Genomic DNA, 26,667 nt, shown 5'->3' with positions numbered 1-26,667 from the left:
GAAAGTGTCCGGATGGCCGTGGAATCGGTGTCCGGATGCTCGTGGAATGAGTGTCCGGATCAGCGTGGAATCACTGTCCGGATGTGCGTGGAATGGGTGTCCGAGTCAGCGTGGAATCCGCATATGGATCAGATAAATGCGAAATGGGGACGCGGGACGCTTCGACCAGGCCGCGTGCCGGTTGCTCCAGATTGGGGTATGAAGTGAGAGATGCTCAGTCCCTGCTACACGACACGGCTCGATCAGCTCTGGACTGTAAATTGCGAATAGACGCTTAGCTAAGGATCTACATTTTGCGCCACACCAAGGCAGGAATGGCCCGGATGTAAATTAGCTCGCTGACCAATTCAATCAGCGTTTGGGTAATGACTGCTGCCGCAGCGAGCCCTCTGATTTCCCCGGGCAAGGCCAGTGCGAGGGGCAGAACCACCAATGAATTTCGTGTCGAACTGCTGAAGGCCACTGATCTCGCAGTGATGGCCGGCAATTTAAATGCGCGCGCAACCAAGGCACCAACCAATGGGGCCAAGAGCATGAAAGCGAGGTAGACAGGAATAACAGGCATCAGCTTGTCCATGTCTCTAACTACAGCTGAAATCTGAGATCCGATAACTACGACCAACACAGCAGCCATAGCCGGTACAGGCATCCAAGCCCATGCGTTGTTCCAGCCCTCAACGACGCGCGATCTCTTTGCCCCGGCAGCTGTTGCTACCGCGAATACCAGAGGCAAAGCGATCAGCACCACAAAGGCCTCAACAAATGGCCCAATAGAAATGACCACTGCGGAGTCGCTACTCAGCATGAAGGCCAGGTAAAGCGGCAGCAGCACGAGCTGTAGCAAAAGTAGCAGTGGAGTGGCCGCCAGAGTGAGTTTGGAGTCACCTTTGCCTATATGGGTAAACACCACTACGTAGTCGATACATGGCGTCAGTAAAACCAACAGGGCACCCACCAAAATCGCTGGGTGATCGGTGATCCCCATCGTCAATGCCCAAACCAGCAAGGGGATGGCCACGAAGTTGGCTGTCAGCAACGCCGCCATGAATCGTTTGTTCGCAAGACCCTCCCGGAGATCCAAGAAGGGAATCTGTAGAAACATGGCGTACATCAGCACTGCGATGGCTGGTGTCACCAGCGCACCCATAGCTTGAGACGCATTGGGTGCAAGCAGGCCTCCGATGGCCGCGACCACGACCGCCACGAAGTAAACGGGAATTTGGTTTTTCTCTAGCTGTTCTCTGTCCACGAAATGCCCTTCAAGCGCGTGAAATTATTTTCTGAAGAGAGGGTAATATCTGTAGCTACTACAGGTTCAAGAAAATGCTTGGGGAATTTGCATGTCAGGAATCGGGGCGCTGTCGAAATCAACGGGTTGCCACATTGAAACAATTCGCTATTACGAAAAGATAGGCCTTCTACCTCCGGCCCTGCGGTCGGCAGGGCGGCATCGAATCTACACCGAAAAGCATCGATCCAGACTCATCTTCATCCGGCAGAATCGTGAGCTGGGCTTCCCACTCGACGACATCAGAGAACTCATTGCGCTCGCGGCAGATGCTGATCGTCCGTGCGCTGATGCACTGTCAGTCGTTAGAAAGCACTTGGCAGAAGTAGAGTCGAAGGTAGCTAAGCTCCAACAGATCCGAAAAGAACTGCTATCGATGGCCGGCACGTGTGAATCCACCTGCCTGGGTTCGTACACCCCAAACTGCACAATTGTTGAGTCACTGTTCCAGCCTGCTGCTGGATCTCGCTCTGGTTGCTGCTCCTAGGCGACTAACGAAGCGTCGGGGACAAGCCGCCATGGAAACTTCGTCAAAAGTATTGACCGTCCGCGTCCGGATACACTGGCCCACTTGGTGACGCAGAACCAGGCTCCCAAGTCGGCGAGGAGTGTCTTGCCAAACCCCGACTATATGGAGGGCGTCAAAGGCAGAAGGATCACTTTCTCGCTGGAAAGCGCCCTCAGCTCTGCAACCTCAAACATAAGGCGCTGATTCACTGAAGCGACTTTTGCCAGCTCCGCTAACAACTGATCGTTTTCAGCACGAAGCACTCTATTTTTCTCTCTCTCGCTCACCAGAGCCAGATGCTTCAAATCACGCTGGGCCCGCACCGATTTGCCTACAAGTGTGCGGATCCTCTCAGCCACCGCTGGATAGGTGTTATGAATGAGAGCAGGCGTTACACCTGCTGCACGTGCAACTGATGCGATAGAAAGCTTTTCGTCGGCAGCGACCATCCCATCGACGGCCTTATCAAGAGCGTCGAGAGTTTTTGACCTGGAACGGCCTGAAGGCCGCTGCTTAGTGGGATCAGCCATTCAGGGCCTCTTCAGAAGCATCGTTAAGTGGAGAAAGTCCCAAGCTCGTGAGGACATCGAACGCAACCTGTAAATCGCGCTCAGCGCGCTGCTTAACCGCAGGGCCGGCGTCTTCGATTTTGATTAGCTCTTCCTGCTGGAGGTAAATGTCCTGCCAAGTACCCGCGAAGAACTCGTCAATCACAGAGTGCTTGCAGCCAGGGCATCGAGTGGCCTCATATAATCCAGCTCCACCGCAGCCTCGCTCTGTCGCCAGACACCAGCCATGGCCAGTCGCGCGAATGTTGGCTTGAGGAGCAGTTTGCGCAAGCAAAGCAGCCCTACTCTTAATTGGTATTGCTCGTAGCTCAACTATCTTTTCACCGGCACCTCCAGCCAATGGCTGATCGTCGAGCCAGGATTCAATCAAGTCTATTTTAAACTCAGTCATCTGCTGCAAGATTTCATCAAATAGGGCGAGATCTTGCTGGGGGTTAGACGCATAAAGTTGGGTCATGCTCATACTGGTGTGTTTAAACTGCCACTTGAGATAGATCAGCGAAGTACGCCCCATACGCGACTCAACAAAGCACCTTGCATACGTTCGCCTGCACTGATGCGTCCTCAACGGCCATTCGCTCCCAGCCGCTTTAGCTAGGCGGTCGAAGGCCGCGTTGGATCCCTGGTCACTAAGAACGTCAACATGCTTATCCTTGAGATTACCGCCCTCAGCATGTCGACCGAGAAATAACTTATTTGAGTCCTTCCGAGCCTTGTGCAATCGCAGAAGGTGTTCACCCGGATCACAAGGAGCAGTGTTTTTTACCAGGCTTCGAATTTCAGTCTCTAGCTCCTTTCTTAAGGGAGCAGAATATTTTGCGAATAGTTCCAGAGCATTCAACGTCAATTCAGGGACAAGATACTCAACCTTCCCTTTACCGGTCCCCGCCGCGTCAGGATAGTTGTCGTGTGAGTTGATTCGATGAGTCTTGGTCGGTGGGCGGAAGTGAGAGCCGTGTGGCGCGTTATTCGATAGAGCATCGGGAGTGGGTGGTGCGGCAGATGATGCCGCCCTTGAACCGGACGGTGCCGGAGCTGGTGGAAGCGACAGGCATTACTGATGCCACCCTGTATGCTTGGCGCAAACAGGCCAGAGCAGCGGGAGCAGTGGTGCCGGCAGATGGACAGCAGGCCGACCAGTGGTCGAGCCAGGACAAGTTTCGGGTGGTGCTGGAAAGCGCCAGCCTCAATGCGGCTGAGCTGGCGGAGTACTGCCGGCGCAAAGGCCTGTATGTCGAGCAGATCAACGCCTGGCGCGAAGCCTGCGAGCAGGCCAACAGCCTGGCTCAGCCGAGCAAGACCCGGCGCGAACGCGAAGAGGAAAAGGCCGCGAAGAAGCGCATCAAGCAGCTGGAGCGTGAACTGCGGCGCAAGGATGCGGCGCTGGCAGAAACCGCAGCTCTGCTGGTGTTGCGAAAAAAAGCCGAGGCGCTCTGGGGGAAGGACGAGGACGAATGATCAGCGCCCCGGATCGCCGTGAAACGCTGCAGTTGATCGAGGGCGCCGTGGCGGCGGGAGCGCGGCGGGCGCAGGCCTGCGCCGAACTGGGCCTGTCGCTGCGCAGCCTGCAGCGCTGGCAGCACTGCCCGGAGGATCGGCGTCCTTCGGCACAGCGAGCTGAGCCGGCCAACAAGCTGACCCCGCAAGAGCGCTGCCGCGTGCTGGAGGTCGCCAACCAGCCCGAGTTTGCCAGCCTGCCGCCGCAGCAGATCGTGGCGCGGCTGGCCGATCAGGGCACCTGGCTGGCCTCGGAGTCGACCTTTTACCGGTTGCTGAAGGACGCCGAACAGCAGCATCCGCGCGGCCGTAGCCGCCCACCGGTGAAACGAGCGCTGACGACCCATGTGGCCGACGGCCCGAACCAGCTGTGGTGCTGGGACATCACCTGGCTGCCGACCACGGTCAAGGGCCGTTACTTCTACTGGTACATGATCAAGGACGTCTACAGCCGGAAGCTGGTGGCCAACGAGGTGCATGAAAGTGAAAGCGCCGAGCAGGCCGCCCAGCTGCTACGCCAGGCCTGCCTACGTGAACAGCGGGCAGGCCAGCCGCTGGTACTGCACTCGGACAACGGCAGCGCGATGAAGGGCTCGACCATGCTGGCGGCCATGCAGAACCTGGGTGTGATGCCCTCGTTCAGCCGCCCGCGGGTGAGCAATGACAACGCCTATGCCGAGGCCTTGTTCCGCACGGCGAAGTACTGCCCGCTGTGGCCGGAGCGGCCCTTCGACACGCTGGAGCAGGCCAGGAACTGGGTGAACAGCTTCGTGGCCTGGTACAACCATGAACATCGCCACAGCGCCCTGAAGTTCGTGACCCCGGCGCAGCGACATACTGGCCAGGCAGAAGAGTTGCTGCGCAAGCGTATCGAGCTGTACGAGGCGGCGCGTGCACGGCACCCGGAGCGCTGGAGCGGCAACATCAGGAACTGGGTGCTGGCACCAATCGTGTGCCTGAACCCGGAGCGGGAAGCGGTACTGCAGCAAACATCAAAGGCAGCGTGACACGCTCACGCGACAACTACCTTGAAAATCGCCGGGTCTTATGCTCAATCGTAGAAACCCAACAAAATAACACTCCATCTTTAATTTCCCTACGCCAGGCGCCAACCTCGATTCCAATTGCCTCATCGTTGCGCATTCCGCTAGTAATCGAAACGATGTACAGAACGGCATTCCGGCAACGAATAATCATTCGATGGTCGCTAGGGTGATATGCAATTCCATTAATCGCCAACTCGTTCTTCATCTCATGAACAATTCTTTCACAATGGTTGAAGATTTTTGACTGCTTAGCGTGAGGAATGATATCTGTCCGCCCTACGCCCCTATTCGCGGACTCCACCCCTTTGACTTTGCCTATCCCGCAAACACGCCATAACGAAGACTCCCCCCAAGGGTATCTTGAAATGGGGTGCAATGTATCCGCAGAAAACATCCAGAGAAAGTCTATAACCCGCAACCGCCCATACAGCGGAAGAGGTCGCAATTTCAGCTCTTCCTTGCATAGATAGATATAATTACTAATATGAATTTGGCGCATTTCAGAAAAGTTAGAGACACCTACGCTGGCCAACCAACGCAGGAAAGGCATGACACTAGCAACAGCAAATGTCGTTATACCCCTTGCAATTGGAGGCCGAGATTTTGGAAGCCCTCGCTTAAACCATGCGTAGGTAATAGCTTTGCTATCATCAATCAGTGCCGGCGGGAGGCTCATATCCCAACTAATAAACTTGTTGGATCTGGCAACGTTCGCTTGATCGAAGAATGGGCGAAGATCCCATTGAGCATCGCCAAACCTACTAAGTACGAGCGTTTCGCCACGCTCATTTACGATAGCACTAATGACGATAGCATCCCGTTCCATCGGACTTAAACCGTCAGCTGTAACTGGTTGAGCTACAAGGACGTCATATGCCTTCAGTACAGCATTAGCGGTACGAATATTCAAATCACACCGCTCTGTTTTTTGTTCATGAATTCAATCTTTTTTGCCCAGAAAGGATGCGGATCGGATTCAGCCTTGATCCGGGCCCGGCCAACTAATGCTCTATCAAACTTCCGAGAAGTAAAATCGTCAATAAGCTTGATATATTGAAGCTGACGCGCTCTCCACGCTTCCCATTCATCCGTGAGAAAATATGCAATCTCTGCATGTAAAAATTGCTGATAGCTAAATAACCGGTGCAAATCTTCTAGCGAACCTACAATTGCGTAGCTGGGACAACCAAGGCAGTGAATGAACTCAGAACAGTGATTCACACCATCTTTAGGCGCAAAGTTTCCGTATAGGCTATCCTTACAACCGCCTGGCGGGGTCGGAGTGATGTCGATGCCACGAAGCTTTTCAGGAAACGCCTCACCAATAAATATTGCGCCTTCCGTTTTAATCTCATCATTGATTCTGAGATAGTGATTATCTGCTACAGCGGTAGAATGCCCCATGACAGATGAAACTTCTAAGATATCACCACCACTAAGTTTCCATAGTCGGCTTTCCATAGTTTTTCGTAGCCGACTAAGAGTTACAACAAGCTGGCCGCCCTCATCATCTAGAAGGCCATGCCGCTGACAGATTCTTTTAGCTGTTACATATAGCGCACCAGGGGTAAGAGCGACGACCTCATTTGCGCGTCCCCTCTGCCCTGAGCGATATAGCCAAATGTAAGAGCTGATTTCATTAGATGCAAGCGCTACGAGCGGCTTGCTTATTTCGAGCGCCTTATTCAACACCGCAACCCCATCGAGCGGTACAGCGCTAAATTTGTCTAGCAGATTTGTCTGCCGAACTGTTTTGCTTTGAGCACCTTTACCCCGACGTTTTACGGTCGTAATCAACCTGAGATTGGGCATGAAAGGATGAGGCTTGAGTGCATCTCTGGTCATTTCCAGCAGCGGAGTAGTGTTAACTCCTGACCTTGCAGCTGTTAACAGCAGCAACACAGCCATTTCTTCCGCACTGTTACCGGAAAACCTATTTTTATGAATAGCTACGAGGTCGGATTTCAATGCCCGAACCAGCCTCTGCATTTCCGCCATTGAAAGAGGGTCAGCATCCTTAGTGGTCTTGTCATTGAAAGGAAATGGATTTGGAGGAAGAAGCTCGTCAATGTCCGATTCAATAAAGCCGTATTCAGCTAACGCAATAATCAGCGATTTGAAGCTGGTGTAATAATTCTTTGCGGTCGAGCCTTTTGGATACTTCAACTTCAGCCAAGAGATAAAGCGTTCTAGATGGCGCTTTGTCAATCCGTTCGGCGTAAGTGGTGGCGATTTAAGAGCTTCACTTTTTAAGAACCCAAAAAAGAACCTTAACCCATTTACAGAATACCCAAACAAGGTTGCTACCGAGTAATTCCCCCCACCTAGAAGCATCCTAATTACGTGCAGACTCTGGATCGCCCATGCATCAAATCCTAGGCCAATATATTGAGAGTGATCGATTTTTCTGTGGTTTCTCGGATTTTTAGGTAACGCAACTTTTAATTGTTCATCGACCGCCTCGACGCCCTTAGTGATGGTTTCTAAAGTAGCTTTGTATTTCTTAATTCTGGCCAAGTAGCAGCCCTCAGATCTGCGTTATGGGGGCTGACATAAACATCATATCGATCTCATCCTCGTACGCCAGCACGGATTGAGCCTCAAGCTGATTTATCAGATGAAGGTAAATCATAGTTGTCTGAACATCCGAATGGCCCATTCGATCTCTAACATACAACAATGGCTCGCCCTCAAAATCTTTACTTTTTCGAAGAGCAAGTAATGTATACGTGCCATAGGTATGTCGCAGCATATGAGCGCGAACATAGATCCCGCACTTCTTCTCATAAGACTTCATTACGTCGACAACTGCGTCTTTTGAGTAGTGCCTACCTTCATTCGTAAGAATCAACGCACTAACATTCCCGTCACCGAATCTTTTACGCATTTCTCTCTGATGGAGAGAGTAAGACCACATATCCTCCATCAGCGACCAAGGTACGTCGATGGTTCTAGGGCGGTCATATTTGATATGCATATCTGTGGGTTCTAGAGCGACGCTAATCATTTGCCCTTTACGCAAGCCTTTCTGCAATTTTGGGTTGAATACATATTTCAGTGGGAACGACCTAGCCTCACATGAGCGAAGGCCAGTTCTTACCATGAGATGGAAAAGTATTCGGTGGCTTGGGTCGGCATCTAAGCCAAGGCATTCCTTGACCTGATCCTTTGTTAAAAATTTGGTTAGCCGCTTTTGGGCCCTAACCATCACCGACGGCTTGGTGCTTTGGGCATTCGGTCGCGTAACGTGAGAGAGCAATCCGGAATGGGCAGATGTCCTGACCCGTCTCTCACCGAATGGCAGCACAGCGATCAAATTGCGCTGCTTAGCCCAGCGATAGAAACGCACGATCAATGCGAGGCGGTTATTAACGGTGCGGGGATCAAGCGAAAGCTCGCCACTCGACCAGTCTCGGTACCTCGAAAGCACACTCAGGCCGTTGGCCGCGCTTTCTTCGTCCCATTTCAGACCATTGGCTTCCAGGAACGCGAAGTAATCATAAAGACGTCGACCGTAGGCCTCCCAAGTCAGACGGCTCAGCGCTTCGCCAGACTCAACGAGTGCGTGCCAAAGGAAGGATTGCGCGGGTTCCACCGGCCAACCATCCCCCGCGATCAGCAGCGGAAATCCTTCAAATGAGCGACCGGCCAACGCTAGGTCTTTAGTTGCAAACAGCAGTCTCATACAAAGCCCTAGCCACAGAATACTCAGCACTATGAAAGCCAGTTAATTGCGGTTTCAGAGGTGCGTAGAAAGTGATGCGGACTGTACAAGATTTACTAACGATTTCTACCCCTCAGATCGTTGTTACTGAGCGTAATTATTGGTGTTGTTCTTAAGTCTGGCCTGAACAGTCTTTCGCATGAGCAGTAGAACTGTTGCAATCAATAAGCGCGTAGGTAGGTTTGTCATGACGCATGATGGGTCAGGCTCCATGTTACAACTCCAAAAACCTCTATCTCCTCGGAACCTTCAATTGGTGGGTATTCTGGATTGTCAGAACTCAGAACCCACGATCCATTTTGAGATTTGTCCAGCCGCTTCACTACAGGCTGATTGCATATATAAGCAACCACGACATCGCCAATTTTTGGTGTCCTAGCTCTATCAATTATCAACCGGCTGCCAGAAACAATGCCGCACGGCAGCATCGACACACCCTCTGCCTCCCCAAGCCATACATGGGGTGCTCGCAGATCAACAAGCTCGTCAAGGGAAATAGGCGGCTCGTAGTGGTCCGCGGCAGGGCTCGGGAACCCACCGGAGAACCTGCCTGACAGAACACAAATCAGGCCAGGGACTTCGGAAGCTGTGAGTTGGCGCAGGCTAGTAATGATCACGGAATGAAATCACGATGCTGTATGGATGCACAGTATAGATCCCGGCCCCTTGTTTCAGTCAATTCCGACCAGGGGATTTCAGACAAGCGAGCGCCATGGCTGCGCCGCAGACTTGGCTTATAGACGCAGGGCCTTGCAGATCAATTGGGCTACGTGGGCTATGACGTTAGGTGAAATGACCCATCGTTCGAGTCACACGGAGTGAGCGGAGGTTTTCTGCCCGCTCCAGTCGGTGCAAGTTTATAAGGGAGCCTTGCACATTTGATAAAGGTCGTACTCAAAGTTTCGACCCGCAGTCATCGTTCCTGCCTTGGCTCCTACGGTGTACCTATAGCCGTTGTAGTCGACGGGACCACGCCAGTTCTTACCCGCACTTGCCCCGACACCGGTGGGCCCTACATCGTAAAGCAGCCAGGTATTGTTATTGGTGAGATACGTCCATCCCTTACGGCTGTACATATCGTTATTGTTCTTCTGCCCGACCCATTCGCAAGTCGCTGCTGCGGGAGGGGGCGGCGTCGCAGGCGCCTGCGTGCCGATTGCTGCCTGCTGCTGCGTTATGAGGATTGTTTGGTACGCTGGTACTGGCCCCCCAACGTTCACGATCTGACCGGTTACTAGGCTCTGCTGTCGATCCTGTCGATAAGCAATCTGATTTTGATAGCAATTTTGTGACTGCGTAAAAGCGCTGCCTGCTGGAACAGTGCTTGGATCCGGTGTCCAGCCCGAGCAGCTGTAAGGGCTGTCATAGTTGGCCCATCCCGTGTAGATGGGAGCTATCGCCGCCCAAGCATCTGTGAATGGGACATACAATGAACCTTGCCCCTCATTGGTTACGGTTGCCGCAGTGACTGTTGCACCGCCAATAACGTTCGATGAGCGCAGAGTTACGCTTGTCTGACCATTTACATCTGTCGCCGTTTGAGAAGCTCCGAGAGTGCCACTCGTTGTGCTCCACGCTAGGTTGGTACCTGCTCCTACGTTGCCGCCGAAATAGTCAGTGACAGTGGCAGTAATGGTGGTGACCTCTCCTGTAGCTGCAATAGAAGCTGGGTTGGCTACGAGTTCAACTTTCAGGCCCATTTCGCAAGAACGCCATCCATTGGTAGCGTTGTCACATACCACGGACTCCCAGCCTGACGGGCCAGACGTTGTCCGGATCGGAGCCCAGGTAGATGCTTGTGACCATGGCACAATTGCAGCAGCAAAAAGAGCCACGGCGGCAGTAATACTGCCTCTTAGGGAGCGCATCCTTTTTTGCAGCGAACGCCGAGATACCTTTGACCTATGTTCACTACGTTGGATTTGACGCAAAGTGGCTTGTAATTGACTGCCCAATAGGCAGCTTTCTATCGGTAACGGGTCGGTCATGATCAGCGCCACTGGGTAATTGAGGTACGGCTTTCGATGGAATACTGCTGTGCACGAATTGCCAAAGACGGAGGAGTTAAACTCCGCTGTTAGAACTGATGTCAGTGCGGAGCTTCGCTTTGATTGCACGCCTGGTCCGTTGAGGGACTAATCCACTCACTTGCAGACGAACATCTTTCCTGAAGAGTCGAATGCAATTGATCCCTTGGCAAAGTCGCCGCATCCCTGTCCAGCGCTGACATTGCCCGGGTTGTATGCAACCTGCTTGACCCATTTGCCACTGGTGCAATAGAGCGGTGTGCCGGCTGCAGATCTGCTCACTAGGCCATTCGGGGAGCACGCGGCGGATTCGGTGTTAGTGCCGGAGATGGCGAGGTCACCAACTGTCGTTCGACCCGATGAATTCATCGTCTGGGCCGATATCCCCCCACTAGCAGTCACAGAGACCGTATCGACGTTGTTGACCTCTGTGATGTTGTTGTTGCCCATCAACAATGTGGTTCGCATCCGGTTCAACTCAGCATTGGCTTGGGCTGTTCGAGAGAGCTTTTCGCTTAGTGCCGCTTCACTCCCTGGAACACCGACTGTGCTGCGGATGAGGTGAGTGCTTGATGAGACGACCGTTGTCCCGGGCAGATTATTAGCTACGACACCGTCCCAATCCGCGATGGTGTTCTGGTCAACGCTGAAGGTGTTGGCTGTGCATGAGGTCGTTATGGGAGAGTTGTACTTGTTTACGGTTGATACACCAGCGAGATAAGGGGGCGTGGTTCCTTTTAGTACCGTGATTGCGTTAGCGCAGAGACTTGCCCCTGGCCAGGAGCCTTTTTCCCCTCGATAGGTGCGAGCCGCATCAAGGATGGTCTGAGTCTCTTGCGCAGTCAGGTCCGCTCGCTTTTCGTTTATGTTTTCCATAAACGAAGGCACGGTAGCAGCAGCCATCATTGCCATAATCGCGATGCTAACGGCCAGTTCTAAAAGTGAAAAACCTGACTGACGGGTTGGGTACATGACAACCTCAAGCTGTTATAAATGACACTCCGGATCGAATCATTTCACAGCTGTTTCGGGATACAACCCAAAACCAAGGCGCAAAATTCAAGTGGCCGTCTGCCGCGAAAATAGTAAGCAGATCGCCTCATTTCGGTGCAAAAAATGATTTTTTCCGCGAGCTCCCAAGGTAGGCAAGCCGATAAAATGCCGTCGGTTTTTTATGGCCAGCAGGGCGAAAATTTTCATATAGGTCCGACTTGGTTCAGCCACCTTCACGAAGCCAGCAAAAAGCACTCAACCAAAAATCATCTTGCCAAGCTGTTTTCTGATGCCCTATGATTTCCGGGTCTCGAAATGGGCCGCTGGCGTGGCTTGGTACGTGTTACCTCGGGATAAAGAGCTTCATCAGCTGTGCAACGAGTTACTGATACACGTCACACCCTGAAGTCGGTTTTGCGCACACCACAGGTCAGCCAGCAACCATCGTTCATCGCGCATACCTTCACGTCTAGGCATTGGCCAGGCGTAACCTTCAAGGCGATTGTGATGACCCGTATCCCATTTCAGAAAACCGATATCCAAGAATTCAAAGGCATCGCGAAACGTCTGTTCCGCGGGCTTGATCTCATTGATCATAAGAACCCTGACCGCATGCGTGAGCTGGTTGCCAAGGTTTTCGGCTACAACGACTTTCATGAAGTGATTAAAGCTGCTGAAGACGTGATTCCTGCGCCGGCGGCCCCGATCACCCGGTTCGATATTCGGCTTGTCGCAGCGGATGGATTGGTAAAGGTCGCGAACATTCCCTTTGTTGAAGCATGGCTGCGCGCAGGCCGGGCTCGATTGTATGGGCTTAGTATCGACCAGTTCACTGTTGAAGCTTTGCGCTCTGCTAGGCTGAAGGCTCGCGGGGTTGCAGCAAGTTCGCACTTGGCGCAGGACATAGGTGTGTCGACGCCCAAGTGGCATGATGAGCAGCTGCGATTCTTCCGTAACGGGGCCCCGAGCTTTGAGCTGTGCGTTAAGCATAAAGTCGCAGCTTTCCACTGGGGCACGTTCACTGTGCTCTACGACGCCATTCTCTCTTCGCGCTTCAAAGAAGCGATCATCAATCCAAATAGCTTGTTTGATGCTGGCTCCGATGATGCCATCGACACCTACCTTCGCGAGACCCTCATTCCCCAATGCTGGATTCCACTCTCGCAACTCATCCAGGACGGGCTCACGGTCCCAGATCATGAGGCAGTCTGGCTGTATGTAGAATCTGGAGTGTGCATCGGTCGTGGTATCCGCCACAAAGCACACGGTAGCTTCTTGCCTCGGTTGTTTCTGACCGATATTGAAGTCGCAGAAGGTCTTGCCATGACCCTGACTGGTACATATGTACAGGGGGGGTCGTCGCAGGGGCATAACTCTTTGAGTGTGCCGAAAGGTAATGACCTTGTGTATCAGCTTAAGCCTGGCGCTCGTTCCCCGGGGGCTGTCACTGACCCGCTGAACCAACCTGCAGCCAATCCGCATGAGCTGGATCTTGTGCCAAATCTGTTCGCCGGTTCTCAAGAGATTCTGCGTGGAGGGGGGCGCGGAAACTTAACAATTTGGGGCTTGGATGGTAAGGCTATTCGCGTTAGCCACGCCGATCGTCAGTCTTTGCAGAACACCTATTACGAAGTTGAGCCATGGCTAGCCGAGTCCGATCTTTCTGACTTGTTCCCCGATTACGTTGCGCCACCGGCTATTGACCATCGTGAAAGGTTTGCATGGTCGAAGGATCTGGAGAACAAGGTTTTCCTGCCTCCCGTATCGATCGAACTCCAAGTTCGCGCTGAAAGCATCATCAACCGGAAGAATGAAAAAGCCGTTGCTCAGTTAACCGAGGCAGCAACATCGGGCGAACTACTCACAAGGGTGGAGGCAGCGACCACGTCTGTGGTACTTGAGCAGCTGGCTGGCGACCTGATCTATGAGCTATTTGATGGCAGTGATCAAACCGAGCGGGTTAAAGACGTGTCGCAAAAGATGGTGAGCTGGTTTCCCGAACTCGCCGGTTTTCACCCTGATGTGCTTTACGCCGTCGTTGCGGTTCACGCTCAAGGCGCCTTTGGTGATCATTTCCCCGCAACCCTTCGCCTCGTGGACATTTTCTGTGCGGTGGTGCTGCTGCAGGCAGGGTTTCAAGGGGGGGGGCGCTTCCGTTTCTTGAGGATGGTACCTTCTCAAATTGCCCTGGGGCAGTGGTACAACGGCGTGATCTTGCTGACTTCTATCCATGAGGTGGCTGTGCAGTATGAGGGTTATGTCGCCGCACTTAAGAATCAGCAGGCGCGTATCAATCGGATCTCCTCGTCCATTGAGCTTGAGAGCAGTCGCCGGAAGGAGGCCTTCGATCACAAGTATCTGTATGTCAGTGACGAAATGCCCCGCGCCAAGCCCGTAAACCTCATGCAGTTGATTAATACGATGGGGGATTGAGTCAAGCCTCGATCGCTAGACTGTCAAGGCGCCCCTAGTCAAAAGGGCTGGCGGCGTTATGTTGCAACAGGTCATCAACCAGCCTCGTTAGATCTTGCTCAAACCAAGTCAGCGAGGCACTGACCTGGGGCTCTTGCATGTACTCTCTCCTGGAACTTGCATTCCTGCTCATCCTCGCACCTTACATTCTGTTCGGTGTGGTACTTGGGGCCGTTGCCGGCCTCATCATCAACTTGTTTCAACCAGCCATCCTGATGGCTTCAGTTTGGTTTGCGGTGGTAGGCGCCTACCTATCAGCGCACCGCCCAGACCCAGGTCAGCGGTTTATACCTCTGCTGGGTATGGTTGCAGATTTTCAAATCCTTGGAGTTCCTTTACCCAGCATCATCCTCGTAATCGCAGGGATTCTCCTGATCGTGGCTCTCTTGTGCCGCCAGCGGACTAAGCCGTGAGTAACTCTGAACCTGTGCGGTTGAGCACTCAAAAGGCCACGACGAATTTGAGAGGGGGCATCTGGCTGGGCCTTGGCGAATCACAAGTTATGATGGCCATTAGACGCCAGAGACCGAGAGTCGACCAAATACCATGATCAACCTAGAGCCTCAGCCCCTTGTGATGGGCACTCTCTTGCAATTCAGCAGTGACCAGCCAAGTGCTGTGATCAATCCGTTTGCCAGTTTCTCCAAGGAGCCATACGAGCTGCTCAGCTTGATCGAGGCCGCTACTGGCTATGAGCTTGATCCGCTTCAGCGTATTCACGCAGCTGAAGCTGGCCTGCTGGTGGCTCAAAGAACGACTCCCAACGCTGCACTGATGATTGAGGAGTGGATTCAGCATGCCGATCTTGCTGACTTTGCTCGTGCAGCTCGCCGGGCCTTGATCCCTGCTTAACCTCATCAATTATGCCCTCGCATATTGCGGGGCCTAGATCTGGCGGAACTCATACGCCAGAACAGCCAAGTACAGGACGCGCCACCATGCCTATAAAGCAGATTGTCATTCACCATATCGACAAAAAACCCGACGGCAATCCCGCGGTCATCCTTTTTGCTGACCACGAACTGCCGGCAGAGTCTCAGACGACTGAAACCCTGATGGCAGATCTGAATGACGCCTACAACGCCAAGCAGGGAAAGGCCTGGGGCTTGTTTCATCCAGAATCAGGCGCTCACCCATTCAGTGGCTGGCTCAGCAAATATTTGAAGCAGGAAACTACTTTCCTCGAATTCTCGAATGTGTCGATCGAACATTTGACCAAGCTGATGGAAGAGTCAAATCTCTCCACCGGCGGGCACGTTCTCATTGCTCATTATGTGCAGGGCATGACCGACTACCTCAGCATTGCGCTGTTGCATCACAGCGAAGGCGTCACAGTTACTGACACACTGGATGTCACACCCTCGCGACACCTCGATGTTGGCCAGCTCCACCTGGCCGCACGCATCAACATCTCCGAGTGGCAAAACAACAAGCAGTCGAAGCAGTACATCTCGTTCATCAAGGGCAAGAACGGTAAGAGGATTTCGGAATATTTCCGCGATTTCATCGGCTGCATGGAGGGTGTCGACGGTCCGGGTGAAACACGGACTCTGCTAAAGGCATTCAGCGACTTTGTGGAGAGTGAAGACCTCCCTGAGGAATCGGCCCGCGAGAAGGTCAGTACCCTCGTTGAATACGCTGTCAACCAGACGAAGCAAGGCGCGGCAGTCAGCCTGGAAGAGCTGTCGTCGCTGATCGATGAGGATCGGCCGCAAGCCTTCTACGACCACATCCGTAACAAAGACTACGGTCTGTCGCCGGAGATCCCGGCCGACAAGCGCACCCTCAACCAATTCCGCAAATTCACTGGGCGAGCAGAAGGGCTTTCGATCAGTTTTGAAGCTCATCTTTTGGGTTCGAAGATCGAATATGACGAAACTGCCGGCACCCTGATGATCAAGAGCCTTCCAACCCAACTGACTGATGCCCTCAAGCGCAACCAGAAGGGCTGACATTCAACGACAGTGTGGGCGGTCCGGCTCAAGGCTTCGATCTTGAGTCTGGCAAGAGCCGGGGAGTAGGACGGACATTTGTTGAGGAGCTGTGTCCGTCTACCTCCGCTGGCGCTGCTCTCTTCAATCTGGAAGATTAAAGATGAATGTGTTTTACGTTTTTGCCTTGGGCCTGGCTTTGACTGGATGCTCCAGCTCCCCTGCGAACCCAAATGTTCCTGTGATTGAGAAGTCTCTAACCCAGCAGTGGTACAAGATCGATCACGGGATAGCCAGCAGGTGGGTACCGATCGACACTCCTCACCCGTTATCACGGGAGAGAGTGATCTACATGGACCTGGCCACCATGCAACCCCCGGTGGTGGCCATACCAAAGGCGGCATTTGTACATCCGGAACCTGATCCACATCGTACGCTATCTAGGCCCATCCCAAAGCAACCGCACACCCCCCGGCCGGTACCGGGATCGATACAAAAGCCTACTGAGCACATCGAACCAACTCCAGAAAAGGGTATGGCCAAAGCTGATCTTCGCAAGCCAAGCCTGCAGGAGCAGAAGTTGACCATGAAGTACGCGGAGGGAGACGCTAATGCGGCATTCGACCTGGCCCAGCTGCTCTTCAGCCAAGGTCGCAGCGAACCCGCGTATGTTGCCCTTGAGTACGCCGTGCGGCAGAAAAACCCGAAGGCTATTGCTCTCTTTTCAAGCCTAAGACCTGAAGCGGGCGGCCAGCTGTAGTCATCTCTAAAGCCCTCAAGTTTCTCCTGCGTCGTTACCTCACGCTTGATTCCATCAGTCCGTCCATGGTCCGCTAGGCCAACGTAATGTTGAGCACAAGCCAATGAATCAGCTTTTAGAGACTTCCGCTGCATACCTCAAATGCGCCAACAAGATCGTGGTCTTCACTGGCGCTGGGGCTTCTTCTGAAAGCGGCATTGCCACATTCCGTGATGCACTGACCGGACTGTGGGAGCGATTCGATGCTCAGCGCCTGGCCACAGCACAAGCCTTTAAGGCAGACCCGTCACTTGTTTGGGGTTGGTATGAATGGAGAAGGGCCCAGGCGCAAAGCGTGCTGCCCAATCCGGGTCATGCAGCGGTCGCCCAGCTGGGTCGTCTTGTTTCAAAAATCACCATCGTTACTCAAAACGTTGATTCTCTTCACGAGCGGGCCTCCTCAGAGAACGTGCTTCACCTGCATGGGAGTCTGAGCAGTCCGCGGTGCTTCGAGTGCGCAATCCCTATGGATGTCCCTGATGTTGATGGCTATAACCTTGGTTATGGAAGCCGTATTGAACCGCCGGTTTGCCCTGAGTGTGGAGGGTTGTGCCGGCCGGGGGTCGTTTGGTTTGGTGAATCGCTGCCCCTGGACGTATGGGAGGCAGCAGTTGCGGCTGTTGCTGAGTGCGATGTGCTTTTGTCGATCGGAACATCCGGAGCGGTCTATCCAGCGGCCGCGCTGCCAAAGCAGGCGCTAAGCTCCGGCGCCGTAGTGATTCACATCAACCCAGACCGGGTAGCTGTGTCCAGTGAGAATGAAATCTCGTTGGTAGGGAAGGGCGGGGTGATACTGCCGCAGTTGCTGGCCAGGGCATTCAACTGACCGGCAAACTTCACGATCATGCTGACGCTTCAGGGCTTTTAAGAGGAATGGCGTTGAATGGCACACTCTGGGAAGAGCCGAATCTAGCGTGTGCCGCGAGCTCCACTACCAGAATGTCGTTTGTCGTGATGTCAGCCTTGAATACGCGGCCTTTTTTGACAGGAGGACGATTCTGAAAGTCTCGGAACGTATCATTGCTTAAGATGTACTCAGTCTCACCACTTGCGAGTTCGATGATGCTCTCATCTGCTTTGTGTCCTGGTGCGATCTCGTGGATCTGAACTGAGTGATGGAAATGCTTTTCACCATCTGGCCAAAGTTTCGCCGAGTTCTTCAAAGTCCCCGGATCGAAGCAGATTATGATCTCGACGCCAGGCCACAGTTGCTGAAGGGTCGGAACCAGGTGAGTGAGTGCAACCACACCGATGAATTTGCGATTCGGGTTCCTGCCCCGATAGCAGAGGTTTGTGCCATCGATGACAAGGCGGGTAATGCCCCTGCTTTCACGCTTTTGCAACTCAGCAATTCGTGTCTCAACCTTTGCAAGATTGCGCTGCAGAGACTCCACCTGACCGGTTTTGATACGGACAGCTTTATCCGTGTCTTCGAGCCCAAACAGGTTGAAGCATTGTTGCTGTACGACCCGCCGGCTAATTGCGTCCGGTGCAGCTTTGAACCGAAGGTCAAATTCAGCCGCAGACGCCCGAGCCTCGATAGCCAAGGCCAACTCACCGGTTAGCTTTTTCATTTCACGCAGCGGATCCACCAGGTGCTCGTCAAACCGTCTGACATCCGCATCGAGTTTAGCGACGTCGGGTTCAAGGTCTGCGACTTGGCGGTTATAGGTGGCGATTTCGGCATCTGCCTCTAGCCAGTCCAAGGTTTTATGGAACTGGATCTGGTAGTAGATTTTCTCGACGGCGCCGATCTGAATTTTGAGCTCAGACTCGAGTTTGGCAATCTTAGCCTCACGCTCAGTGTCTACCTTCGGCTTCGACTCACATTTTGGATGGGGTATTGTGCCAAACAGGCGCAGCTTTATGATTTCACTTACAGATAGTGGCGCCCAGGTCGCAAGGTAGGGGCTACCCATACGAGTTGAGTTCAACTCTTTCTGAATTGTCCCCACTCGCGCTCGCGCTAGTTCAAGTGACGCCTTGGCCTCCACTTCGTTAAAACAGTGGAGCCACCCGAGGAGAGTGTGCTGCTCTTCGACATTCTTTTTGGCTACCAGTAGAGCCGCAGATGCGGCCTCAAATCGCTTGCGATAGGGGTTGAGTTCCATGGTTGCCTTAAGTCCTGTCTATTTCGGTTATTCGTGTACCGCCATCGAGGATCAGTCTTGCTCAAAGCACCCGGCGGGACAGGTCATAGAATCCAAGCCGTGCGAGCAAACTCCGTTATCCCAGTCTTCTGCTTGAGTCGCCCGGAGCTCCTCTTGGGTTTGATATCCATAGGTCTCACGCGCATAAGCGAAAGCGGGCTTGTCAGACTCCTGATCGGAAAACTCATCCAGCATCGAATCGCAGAACGTAGAGTGGACGACGGCCTCATAGGTTGTGCCGTGTTTACAGGCGGCGGAATAGAGGTCATCGACGCGTTGCTTGGTCTCTGAAGATGGGTTGATTTCGAGCATAGTCCTGGTGTCCTCGTCAGTGTGTATTACGGGACATTCTAACGTCCTTATCTGGCGCACATAGCCAACCGCTCACTCGGGATTTCAGTAACACGAATGCCCCGTTATTTCGGGTGGCCTAGCTGATTGATCTTGGACGTGCTGGTTTCTGCGCTGTGCTAGTGTAGGAAAAGGTACTACATTTTTCGCAATAGTCAGCCTGATGTCGACTGAACACAATTGCCCCTAAGCCGTTCGAAAATGTCTTTCGAGCGTAACGGGGAGTTTCAGCATGTCGTTTTTTGACTCGCTTTTTGATTTGGTTGGCAGCGCGATTGGCTCTGTAGGAGATCTAGCGGTTTCTGCGGTCGACATTGTGGTCGAAAACCCGGGCAAAACCGCATTGGTATGCCTTGGTACCCTTGCCACTGGTGGTACCGCGCTGGCTTTTGCAGGTCCACTCGCCGCGGCCGCAGGATCTGCAGGGTTGTTGGGCGCTACGGCATCGGGGACGGCAATTAGCACACTCTCGGGTGTGGCGCTGACGAACGCTTCACTGGCTGCAGTTGGTGGCGGTGCGCTCGCCGCGGGCGGTGGGGGGATGGCGGTGGGCGCCACGGTAGTGGCTTCGACTGGTGCGGCATTAGGTGCTGCAGCTGGCGCGGGTTTAGCGGCAGGTGTCGCAGAGGCGGACAATCAAGGGTAGGGCAAATGCCGCGTATGACCAAGGCACATAAGGCTGGTCTGGATTTTCTGGACTTGGTTTTTTTCAACGACCTGGTCGTTCATTTAGGCATGGATGCCGAAGAACGGTCGCAGCTCCAAAGGATTGTCCAGCGGGTCACTCAAATGGTCGAGTGCCGGCATTCAGGTCGTGATGCCGACGTCATCAAGCATTTGATCTTCTACATCCTTGAGGTGGGCCTGGCCAACACCACCGAGGAGTTGACCCTGGTAAATCCGAATGTGCCGCGGCCACCAAATCTTTCCCCAGAGCAGATGGAAGCAGTCGATAACTTCTGGAGTGACTATCAGATGGCCTACATGACGGTGGTTACTGAAAAATGCACTGGGGTTTTAGCCAATCCTGCATTGGAGATAGCAGAGGTCCTGATAGAAGAGTTCAGGGGCTACTCGCCTCTGGTCAGGCGAGATCTGCTCACACGATGTTTTGTCAGCGAGTTTAAAGACGCGCCATTAGGTGTTTACTGCTGGCTGATCGTTTCTGGAGTGTTACCTGTAACCAAGAACAATCCGGATCGAATCACGAATAAATTCAGCGATTCCTTCATTACACGCTTAGCTTTGCTCGCCGATTACCAGATGGTCATCCACGCCTTTAACATGATGATGAGCAAGGATGAGGGTAGCGGCGTATACATCGGTATGCGGAATCTCAACCTGACTGAAGATACGGTCGATCGCCTGTTGGATATCCAAAGGCATTTCAATGAAGCACTCAACAAGAAGAGCCTCGGTGGTATCCCTCTCATCTGCTGGCGGAATCTTAAAGATCCATTGCAGGTTCAGGGGTTCTTCGGCGAGTGGGGCAAGCGTAAAGTGCGGCTTCGAATGCACACCGGGACCCTGGGCAGCTGGCTGAGCATTTTGGGAGCGGGCATGGTTCATCGGCAGTTATTGGCCGAGTATGCCCATGCCGCTAGGGTCCAATACCCCAACAAACGCGGGACGGTGAAGCTCTCAGATCTCAAGGTGCCTGCGCTCTTCAATGCTTGTGACAATCGGCACACTCTCACTCAGTTCGTACAAATGCGGCTCTCTGATTACGGACTCAGAATCAATCCAGACACCCTATATCGCAGCCATTCGACTATGAGAAAAACTACGCTGCGGTTACTGGCGATGTACTGCGACATGACGCGCGCGTTGGGTATTGCAATGTCTGCCCCATACGAGGACGTCAGCTACGGCAATGTGTTCATACACTCAGACAAGCTAGGCTGACAGCCCCTTCATCACGACGCTCAAAGTCCACCTGGGCATCGGTCGCATCACATCGCAAAGAGTGTGGCGTGAGGCCATGGCGCTCAGGTGGGCAGAACGGCAGGTGCCGTTATGTTAGTGCGGCCCTACTAACAGGAACGTCGCATGCACACGGATCAGCCGAACAAGCCAATTTCTCAGCTAGTTGCCGAGATCAAAGCACAAGCCCCGAATGCCCCTGCAACTGAACAATCAGCAGCGTTGGCCAGGATCAATGTCCTTGTCGCAAACCTCAAAACATATGAACCTTCGTCAGTGGCTACCAGGCAGGCTAATTGAACGTGGAGCATAAAAATCATGACCAAGGGCGTCACAACACTAACCTTTCACGGCGGGCCCAACGATGGGGAGGTTATCGCTGATGTGCCGGCGATACGTGTGTCCCCCCTTGTAAGCTGGCCCACCGGGAGTGGATTTGCTGAAGTGGATGGCAAGGTAGGCGTATTCACCAATGCGGCTACGCTGCCCACGAACTGGTTCACGTTCAAAACGGCACACTACGCTAAGCGCGAGGCCGAGCCAGGTGGAGTGGGGGTTCACTATGACTTCCTGCAAGTGGTTCTGGTCTCGCGGTGTCGAGCGCTCACTCAAAAGAATGGTTGGTGCAAAAATGAAGCCGTGCAAAATGAGAATGTCTGCAAAACCCATGCACGTGCCGCAAACGTCGAACTGAAACCCGATCTGCTGGTTTAACGCCAATTCACGACTCGAGCTCCACACTGGGGGCTTGAGGCCCTGACATCAGCTCACCTGTTTTTCAGCACGATTACCAAGATTAAAGGTTGTCACAACGTCCCCGAGGCGAAGCCTAGACTGGCAGGGTGTTTCACGACCGTAAGCTGTCGCAGCACACCGGGGTGCACACTGCTTGGGACAACCTTTATTGTTTCGCCCTGCCGGTTGGCCAGCCACCTTACAAAAATCGAAAGCTACAGAAAATGTAAGCAGTCCTGGCTATGGCCAAGGCTGTATCAAGAGGTCTGGCTGGAGGCTCATGCCAGGTATGAACCGCCAGGTCCCTTCACGATGTACGCCCCTATATAGCCGATGGATTTGGAGAATAAAGACTGTCGCGGCTAAGGCAGGCTTTGTGGGCATCAAGCCAGCTCTGGAGGAAACGCAAAACTGTCTCAATAACTCAATTCGCTGCTGTGGAGCGGAGGCGTAGAGAATTAAAACTGTCGCAACCATCAGATTCGGCACGTTGCAACGGTTCAGCCAGTCACGACTGTGAAATTGCCGACCTGAGCGGGTAGATGAATTCATCCTTCCATCTACGCTCACACATTGGAGACTCAACCCAGCCATCCTTTCTGCTCATTCTCCAGCTCGGTGTGATGCTAAGAACCGAACGCGCATCGACGGTGGTGGCGACTGGGACTGGGCACCTCAATAGGGCTACCCCTTTCGGCAAGCCTCGCGTCAGCGGTTCAGGCGTGCTGGCGCAAGCCGGGCAGCTATAGCTTCGCTCCCACACCCGAATGCCAGATTTTGAGTTTCCAAATCGCCCATAGCGATGCCAGACCTCGGATGGCTGCCCAAATCCCACGCCATATTTGTCGGCGCTAGCTTTCACAGAAGACATGCCCAAATCGAAATATTTTTCCACGGCTCTTATTCTGGCTGTAGGTAGAAGCCCTTTTCCGACCTTGCTTGTCCTAAAGCAACTGATGAACATTGGAGCTGTTTCACCAGAGATTCTGTTGAGAAGCAAAACGGAGCCGAACGGATAAAGCCATCTATCCCCACATGCACAGTTCACAAGTAGCGCAACTGGTCTGGCTGGCGTTTGCTGGTAGCTCAACAAGTCATCGTAGAACGCTTGCCCACGACACACAGCACTGGCTATATGGGGGAACCGCAGAATTCGGAAAAAATCGTACGCTAAGCTAACGGTGTTCTCGTGACAGCTCTTTGACTAGGCTTTCTAAGGCCATTCTGATAGCCCTGACTTCCTGAAAAGCCATGGCTAAAATTTGTGCGGCTAAAAGGGATAACCGATGGTAAAGTAAGTTATCCCTGTCGAGATACTGAAAAGCGTTATCCTCGTTTTTCCCAAAACTGGAGTGCCAACAAATTCGTTTGCTCGGCGATCCCTCGTATAACGTCAAGAACTTTTGATATCTCGTTACTTTGACCTTCAAGCTCATGAATAACCTGAGTGGCTTGCCTAATTTCACCTTCAAGGGCAGTGATTGACTGGCTTGTGTGGGCTACCAGACGCTGGCCAGATGCCGTCTCAGTGTCTGCTCTTCCGGCCGCATCTGCAGCATGCTGTGCATTGCTCGCAACCTCTTGAATGCTTGCCACCATTTGGTTTACTGCCGTTGCTATTTGATCTGTCTCTGCCTGCTGCTCAACTGTAAGTACATTGCTTGACTCAATATCCTTTAGTAGGCCTCGGGTGTGTTCGCTAAGCCGATTTGATGCATCACCTATGCGACCTACTATGGCGCCTGTTTCAGCTTGCATCATTCGTAAAGCAAACTCTATTTGGCCAAACTCATCGGTGCGCCCAGTGTAGAGGGATTGACTTAATGGGTTATTGGAAATATTCCTGGCTCTTTCAACCAGTCTTCCAAGAGGAGAGAGAATAGCCAAAACACTAACAGAGCTTAAGCTTCCTGACATTAAAGTGGCTAACAATAAGCTGCTTATTGATGTATCAGTAAGCATGCCGGCAGCCATTGCGCTTGATATAATACTACCCCATATGAGCAAGAGTATTTTCACGGAAAAGCTAGCAGCCAATTTCGGCCTCGCGGCCTTCCCGCTTCTCAATTGAGCATATAATTTTTCCGCAGCCAAAACCTGCTCAGGTTCAGGCTTGGTCCTTACAGACTGGTATTCAACAATCGAACCATTCTTAGCTATTGGCGTTACATAAGCACTTACCCAATAGTGGTCGCCATTTTTACAGCGATTTTTTACTAGCCCCATCCATGAGCGGCCAGATTTTAATGTACTCCACATATGCTCAAATGCAGCAGGCGGCATATCTGGGTGTCTTACGATGTTGTGAGGCTGGCCTAATAGTTCTTCCTCAGTGAAACCACTGATTTTAATGAAGTCAGGATTAACGTACGTGATATGGCTTTGAGGGGAGGTAGTCGAAAGAATATTGGCATCTTTTGGGAGTTCTAAGTTTCGACCCGTCACTGGTAAATTCTGGCGCATAAGAACCTCAAGGGTTGGCTGTTTTATTTTATTGTTTTCGGCATTAAGCCCAATTTCTTGAGCGTTACGATAAAGCTAGCATGGAAACGATAGGTGCAAGCAAGTTAAGGGTTGCATCGCGCATGTCAATCTAGGCTATACCCTAACTTGATGTCAGGCAGGGCCGCGCCGCTTCGTCAGAATAGAGTCTGCTTTCCCATTTTTTGACACATGCCCGCGAAGGTTATAGATTTCAGCCTGACAGAAATGGGCTTTGAGGCACAACGGAACAGAAAGTGCACTTAAGCCGCCTTCAACCAAGGAGACATCGTGCAGGGGCACCGCATCGGCTACGTCCGGGTCAGCAGCTTTGACCAGAACCCGGAACGCCAGCTGGAACAAACCCAGGTGAGCAAGGTGTTCACCGACAAGGCATCGGGCAAGGACACCCAGCGCCCCCAGCTCGAAGCGCTGCTGAGCTTCGTCCGCGAAGGCGATACAGTGGTGGTGCACAGCATGGATCGGCTGGCCCGCAACCTCGATGACCTGCGTCGCTTGGTACAGAAGCTGACTCAGCGCGGCGTGCGCATCGAGTTCCTGAAGGAGGGCCTGGTGTTCACTGGCGAGGACTCGCCGATGGCCAACCTGATGCTGTCGGTGATGGGGGCCTTCGCTGAGTTCGAGCGCGCCCTGATCCGCGAGCGGCAGCGTGAGGGCATCGCCTTGGCCAAGCAGCGTGGCGCGTACCGGGGCCGCAAGAAAGCCCTGTCCGATGAGCAGGCTGCTACCCTGCGGCAGCGAGCGACGGCCGGCGAGCCCAAGGCGCAGCTTGCCCGCGAGTTCAACATCAGCCGGGAAACCCTCTACCAGTACCTCCGCACGGACGACTGACACATGCCGCGTCGCTTGATCCTCTCGGCCACGGAGCGGGACACCCTGCTTGCGCTGCCGGAAAGCCAGGATGACCTGATCCGCTACTACACCTTCAACGACTCCGACCTGTCGCTGATCCGCCAGCGACGCGGCGACGCCAACCGCCTCGGCTTCGCCGTGCAGCTCTGCCTGCTGCGCTACCCCGGTTACGCGCTGGGAACCGACAGCGAGCTGCCCGAGCCGGTCATCCTGTGGGTGGCGAAGCAAGTCCAGGCCGAGCCGGCGAGCTGGGCAAAGTACGGCGAGCGCGACGTGACCCGTCGCGAGCATGCCCAGGAACTGCGCACCTACCTGCAACTGGCCCCGTTCGGCCTGTCCGACTTCCGCGCCCTGGTGCGCGAGCTAACCGAGCTGGCCCAGCAGACCGACAAAGGCTTGCTGCTGGCCGGTCAGGCCCTGGAGAGCCTACGGCAGAAACGACGCATCCTGCCGGCGCTGAGCGTGATTGACCGGGCCTGCTCGGAAGCCATTGCGCGAGCCAATCGGCGGGTCTACCGCGCCCTGGTCGAACCACTCACGGACTCGCATCGGGCCAAGCTGGACGAGCTGTTGAAGCTCAAGGCCGGCAGCAGCATCACCTGGTTGACCTGGCTGCGCCAGGCACCGCTGAAACCCAACTCTCGGCACATGCTGGAACACATCGAGCGGCTGAAGACATTTCAGTTGGTGGACTTGCCCGAAGGCCTGGGCCGGCACATCCACCAGAACCGCCTGCTCAAGCTGGCCCGCGAGGGTGGGCAGATGACGCCCAAAGACCTCGGTAAGTTCGAGCCGCAGCGCCGCTACGCGACCCTGGCCGCCGTGGTGCTGGAGAGCACCGCGACCGTGATCGATGAGCTGGTCGATCTGCATGACCGCATCCTGGTCAAGCTGTTCAGCGGCGCGAAGCACAAGCATCAGCAGCAGTTCCAGAAGCAGGGCAAGGCGATCAACGACAAGGTGCGCCTGTACTCCAGGATCGGCCAGGCGCTGCTGGAAGCGAAGGAAAGCGGCAGCGACCCCTATGCCGCCATCGAGGCGGTGATTCCCTGGGACGAGTTCACCGAGAGCGTCAGCGAGGCCGAGCTGCTGGCCCGGCCGGAAGGCTTCGACCACCTGCACCTGGTCGGCGAGAACTTCGCCACCCTGCGCCGTTACACGCCGGCCTTGCTGGAGGTGCTGGAACTGCGCGCCGCGCCGGCCGCGCAAGGCGTGCTGGCAGCCGTGCAGACCCTGCGTGAGATGAACGCCGACAACCTGCGCAAGGTGCCGGCCGATGCACCCACGGCCTTCATCAAGC

General features: G+C 53.8%; 24 protein-coding genes and 3 pseudogenes. 14 read left to right on the top strand and 13 right to left on the bottom strand.

Features of this window, described 5'->3' with window-relative positions:
• Positions 1 to 12: 12 nt before the first annotated feature.
• A pseudogene (locus K5E40_RS35820) lies at positions 13 to 270 on the top strand (DUF4113 domain-containing protein).
• 16 nt (positions 271 to 286) lie between these two features.
• Here K5E40_RS35820 and K5E40_RS32300 read toward each other — a convergent pair.
• Positions 287 to 1,249, bottom strand: a complete 963-nt coding sequence (locus K5E40_RS32300) for an arsenic resistance protein (RefSeq protein WP_020302083.1) — start codon at positions 1,247 to 1,249, stop codon at positions 287 to 289.
• A gap of 91 nt (positions 1,250 to 1,340) precedes the next feature.
• Here K5E40_RS32300 and K5E40_RS32295 point away from each other — a divergent pair, with 91 nt between their 5' ends.
• Positions 1,341 to 1,775 (top strand): helix-turn-helix domain-containing protein, encoded by a 435-nt coding sequence (locus K5E40_RS32295; RefSeq protein ID WP_020302084.1) that lies wholly within the window; start codon positions 1,341 to 1,343, stop codon positions 1,773 to 1,775.
• 140 nt (positions 1,776 to 1,915) lie between these two features.
• Here K5E40_RS32295 and K5E40_RS32290 read toward each other — a convergent pair whose 3' ends face one another.
• Positions 1,916 to 2,326, bottom strand: a complete 411-nt coding sequence (locus K5E40_RS32290) for a hypothetical protein (protein ID WP_019818070.1) — start codon at positions 2,324 to 2,326, stop codon at positions 1,916 to 1,918.
• Positions 2,319 to 2,879 (bottom strand): integrase, encoded by a 561-nt coding sequence (locus K5E40_RS32285; protein ID WP_082438011.1) that lies wholly within the window; start codon positions 2,877 to 2,879, stop codon positions 2,319 to 2,321. The genes K5E40_RS32290 and K5E40_RS32285 overlap by 8 nt, the downstream gene beginning before the upstream one ends.
• Before the next feature lie 443 nt (positions 2,880 to 3,322).
• Between K5E40_RS32285 and K5E40_RS32280 the strand changes: the two genes are divergently transcribed.
• A protein-coding gene (locus tag K5E40_RS32280; protein WP_264316681.1) for an IS3 family transposase occupies positions 3,323 to 4,869 on the top strand; the annotation gives its coding sequence in 2 pieces (ribosomal slippage) (positions 3,323 to 3,809 and positions 3,809 to 4,869; 1,548 coding nt in all).
• Positions 4,870 to 4,885: 16 nt separating this feature from the next.
• On the opposite strand, the gene K5E40_RS32275 is transcribed toward K5E40_RS32280, so the two are convergent.
• The 7 genes and pseudogenes from K5E40_RS32275 to K5E40_RS32250 form a co-directional block, all read right to left on the bottom strand.
• On the bottom strand, positions 4,886 to 5,818 hold the full coding sequence (locus K5E40_RS32275; RefSeq protein WP_228759046.1) for a hypothetical protein: 933 nt from the start codon (positions 5,816 to 5,818) through the stop codon (positions 4,886 to 4,888).
• On the bottom strand, positions 5,815 to 7,425 hold the full coding sequence (locus tag K5E40_RS32270) for a hypothetical protein (protein ID WP_194941136.1): 1,611 nt from the start codon (positions 7,423 to 7,425) through the stop codon (positions 5,815 to 5,817). The genes K5E40_RS32275 and K5E40_RS32270 overlap by 4 nt, the downstream gene beginning before the upstream one ends.
• A 10-nt stretch (positions 7,426 to 7,435) precedes the next feature.
• A complete protein-coding gene (locus K5E40_RS32265; RefSeq protein ID WP_019818073.1) occupies positions 7,436 to 8,593 on the bottom strand; it encodes a site-specific integrase in 1,158 nt (385 codons plus the stop codon).
• Positions 8,594 to 8,709: 116 nt separating this feature from the next.
• Positions 8,710 to 8,828: pseudogene (locus tag K5E40_RS35465) on the bottom strand (RulB protein); the annotation flags it as partial.
• Positions 8,818 to 9,249 carry a LexA family transcriptional regulator gene (locus tag K5E40_RS32260; RefSeq protein ID WP_078468043.1) on the bottom strand — a complete coding sequence of 144 codons (432 nt, stop codon included), beginning with the start codon at positions 9,247 to 9,249 and terminating at the stop codon, positions 8,818 to 8,820. The pseudogene K5E40_RS35465 and the gene K5E40_RS32260, both read right to left, overlap by 11 nt.
• Positions 9,250 to 9,489: 240 nt before the next feature.
• Positions 9,490 to 10,332 (bottom strand): Ig-like domain-containing protein, encoded by an 843-nt coding sequence (locus K5E40_RS32255; RefSeq protein WP_153046044.1) that lies wholly within the window; start codon positions 10,330 to 10,332, stop codon positions 9,490 to 9,492.
• A 444-nt stretch (positions 10,333 to 10,776) separates the two neighbouring features.
• Positions 10,777 to 11,631, bottom strand: coding sequence for a type II secretion system protein (locus tag K5E40_RS32250; protein ID WP_078468045.1), 855 nt, complete (start codon positions 11,629 to 11,631; stop codon positions 10,777 to 10,779).
• A 528-nt stretch (positions 11,632 to 12,159) separates the two neighbouring features.
• Here K5E40_RS32250 and K5E40_RS32245 point away from each other — a divergent pair.
• The 6 genes from K5E40_RS32245 (at position 12,160) to K5E40_RS32220 (ending at position 17,680) form a co-directional block, all read left to right on the top strand.
• Positions 12,160 to 14,085: a hypothetical protein gene (locus tag K5E40_RS32245; RefSeq protein WP_221734216.1), complete on the top strand. Its 1,926-nt coding sequence runs from the start codon at positions 12,160 to 12,162 to the stop codon at positions 14,083 to 14,085.
• A gap of 137 nt (positions 14,086 to 14,222) precedes the next feature.
• Positions 14,223 to 14,537, top strand: a complete 315-nt coding sequence (locus K5E40_RS32240; RefSeq protein WP_078468047.1) for a hypothetical protein — start codon at positions 14,223 to 14,225, stop codon at positions 14,535 to 14,537.
• A 133-nt stretch (positions 14,538 to 14,670) separates the two neighbouring features.
• On the top strand, positions 14,671 to 14,976 hold the full coding sequence (locus K5E40_RS32235; RefSeq protein WP_078468048.1) for a hypothetical protein: 306 nt from the start codon (positions 14,671 to 14,673) through the stop codon (positions 14,974 to 14,976).
• 86 nt (positions 14,977 to 15,062) lie between these two features.
• A complete protein-coding gene (gene yejK / locus K5E40_RS32230; protein WP_078468049.1) occupies positions 15,063 to 16,076 on the top strand; it encodes a nucleoid-associated protein YejK in 1,014 nt (337 codons plus the stop codon).
• Between the two features lie 514 nt (positions 16,077 to 16,590).
• Positions 16,591 to 16,815 (top strand): hypothetical protein, encoded by a 225-nt coding sequence (locus K5E40_RS32225; RefSeq protein ID WP_169904219.1) that lies wholly within the window; start codon positions 16,591 to 16,593, stop codon positions 16,813 to 16,815.
• Between the two features lie 103 nt (positions 16,816 to 16,918).
• Positions 16,919 to 17,680, top strand: coding sequence for an NAD-dependent deacylase (locus tag K5E40_RS32220; RefSeq protein ID WP_078465726.1), 762 nt, complete (start codon positions 16,919 to 16,921; stop codon positions 17,678 to 17,680).
• A gap of 16 nt (positions 17,681 to 17,696) precedes the next feature.
• On the opposite strand, the gene K5E40_RS32215 is transcribed toward K5E40_RS32220, so the two are convergent.
• Together K5E40_RS32215 and K5E40_RS32210 are read right to left on the bottom strand one after the other, a co-directional pair.
• Complete coding sequence (locus K5E40_RS32215) at positions 17,697 to 18,965, bottom strand: hypothetical protein (protein WP_078465727.1); 1,269 nt, start codon at positions 18,963 to 18,965, stop codon at positions 17,697 to 17,699.
• A 51-nt stretch (positions 18,966 to 19,016) separates the two neighbouring features.
• Positions 19,017 to 19,316 (bottom strand): hypothetical protein, encoded by a 300-nt coding sequence (locus K5E40_RS32210; protein WP_078465728.1) that lies wholly within the window; start codon positions 19,314 to 19,316, stop codon positions 19,017 to 19,019.
• A gap of 271 nt (positions 19,317 to 19,587) precedes the next feature.
• On the opposite strand from K5E40_RS32210, the gene K5E40_RS32205 reads away from it, so the two are divergent.
• The 3 genes from K5E40_RS32205 (at position 19,588) to K5E40_RS32195 (ending at position 21,992) form a co-directional block, all read left to right on the top strand.
• Positions 19,588 to 20,001: a hypothetical protein gene (locus K5E40_RS32205; RefSeq protein WP_221734215.1), complete on the top strand. Its 414-nt coding sequence runs from the start codon at positions 19,588 to 19,590 to the stop codon at positions 19,999 to 20,001.
• 5 nt (positions 20,002 to 20,006) lie between these two features.
• Positions 20,007 to 21,260, top strand: coding sequence for a hypothetical protein (locus K5E40_RS32200; RefSeq protein WP_221734214.1), 1,254 nt, complete (start codon positions 20,007 to 20,009; stop codon positions 21,258 to 21,260).
• A gap of 336 nt (positions 21,261 to 21,596) precedes the next feature.
• The gene (locus tag K5E40_RS32195; protein WP_221734213.1) at positions 21,597 to 21,992 is read left to right on the top strand and encodes a hypothetical protein; all 396 of its coding nucleotides are present in this window, start codon (positions 21,597 to 21,599) and stop codon (positions 21,990 to 21,992) included.
• Positions 21,993 to 23,339: 1,347 nt separating this feature from the next.
• On the opposite strand, the gene K5E40_RS32190 is transcribed toward K5E40_RS32195, so the two are convergent.
• On the bottom strand, positions 23,340 to 24,476 hold the full coding sequence (locus K5E40_RS32190) for a PAS domain-containing methyl-accepting chemotaxis protein (protein WP_260456205.1): 1,137 nt from the start codon (positions 24,474 to 24,476) through the stop codon (positions 23,340 to 23,342).
• Positions 24,477 to 24,785: 309 nt separating this feature from the next.
• On the opposite strand from K5E40_RS32190, the gene K5E40_RS32185 reads away from it, so the two are divergent.
• Together K5E40_RS32185 and K5E40_RS32180 are read left to right on the top strand one after the other, a co-directional pair.
• Positions 24,786 to 25,346 carry a recombinase family protein gene (locus K5E40_RS32185; RefSeq protein WP_001161490.1) on the top strand — a complete coding sequence of 187 codons (561 nt, stop codon included), beginning with the start codon at positions 24,786 to 24,788 and terminating at the stop codon, positions 25,344 to 25,346.
• Positions 25,347 to 25,349: 3 nt separating this feature from the next.
• A pseudogene (locus tag K5E40_RS32180) lies at positions 25,350 to 26,667 on the top strand (Tn3-like element TnAs1 family transposase); the annotation flags it as partial.

Source organism: Pseudomonas baetica, from assembly GCF_019733355.1.
Classification (GTDB): Bacteria; Pseudomonadota; Gammaproteobacteria; order Pseudomonadales; family Pseudomonadaceae; genus Aquipseudomonas; species Aquipseudomonas baetica_A.
Note: the sequence above shows the minus strand (reverse complement) of the source record. Positions and strands in the feature narration are given on the sequence as shown.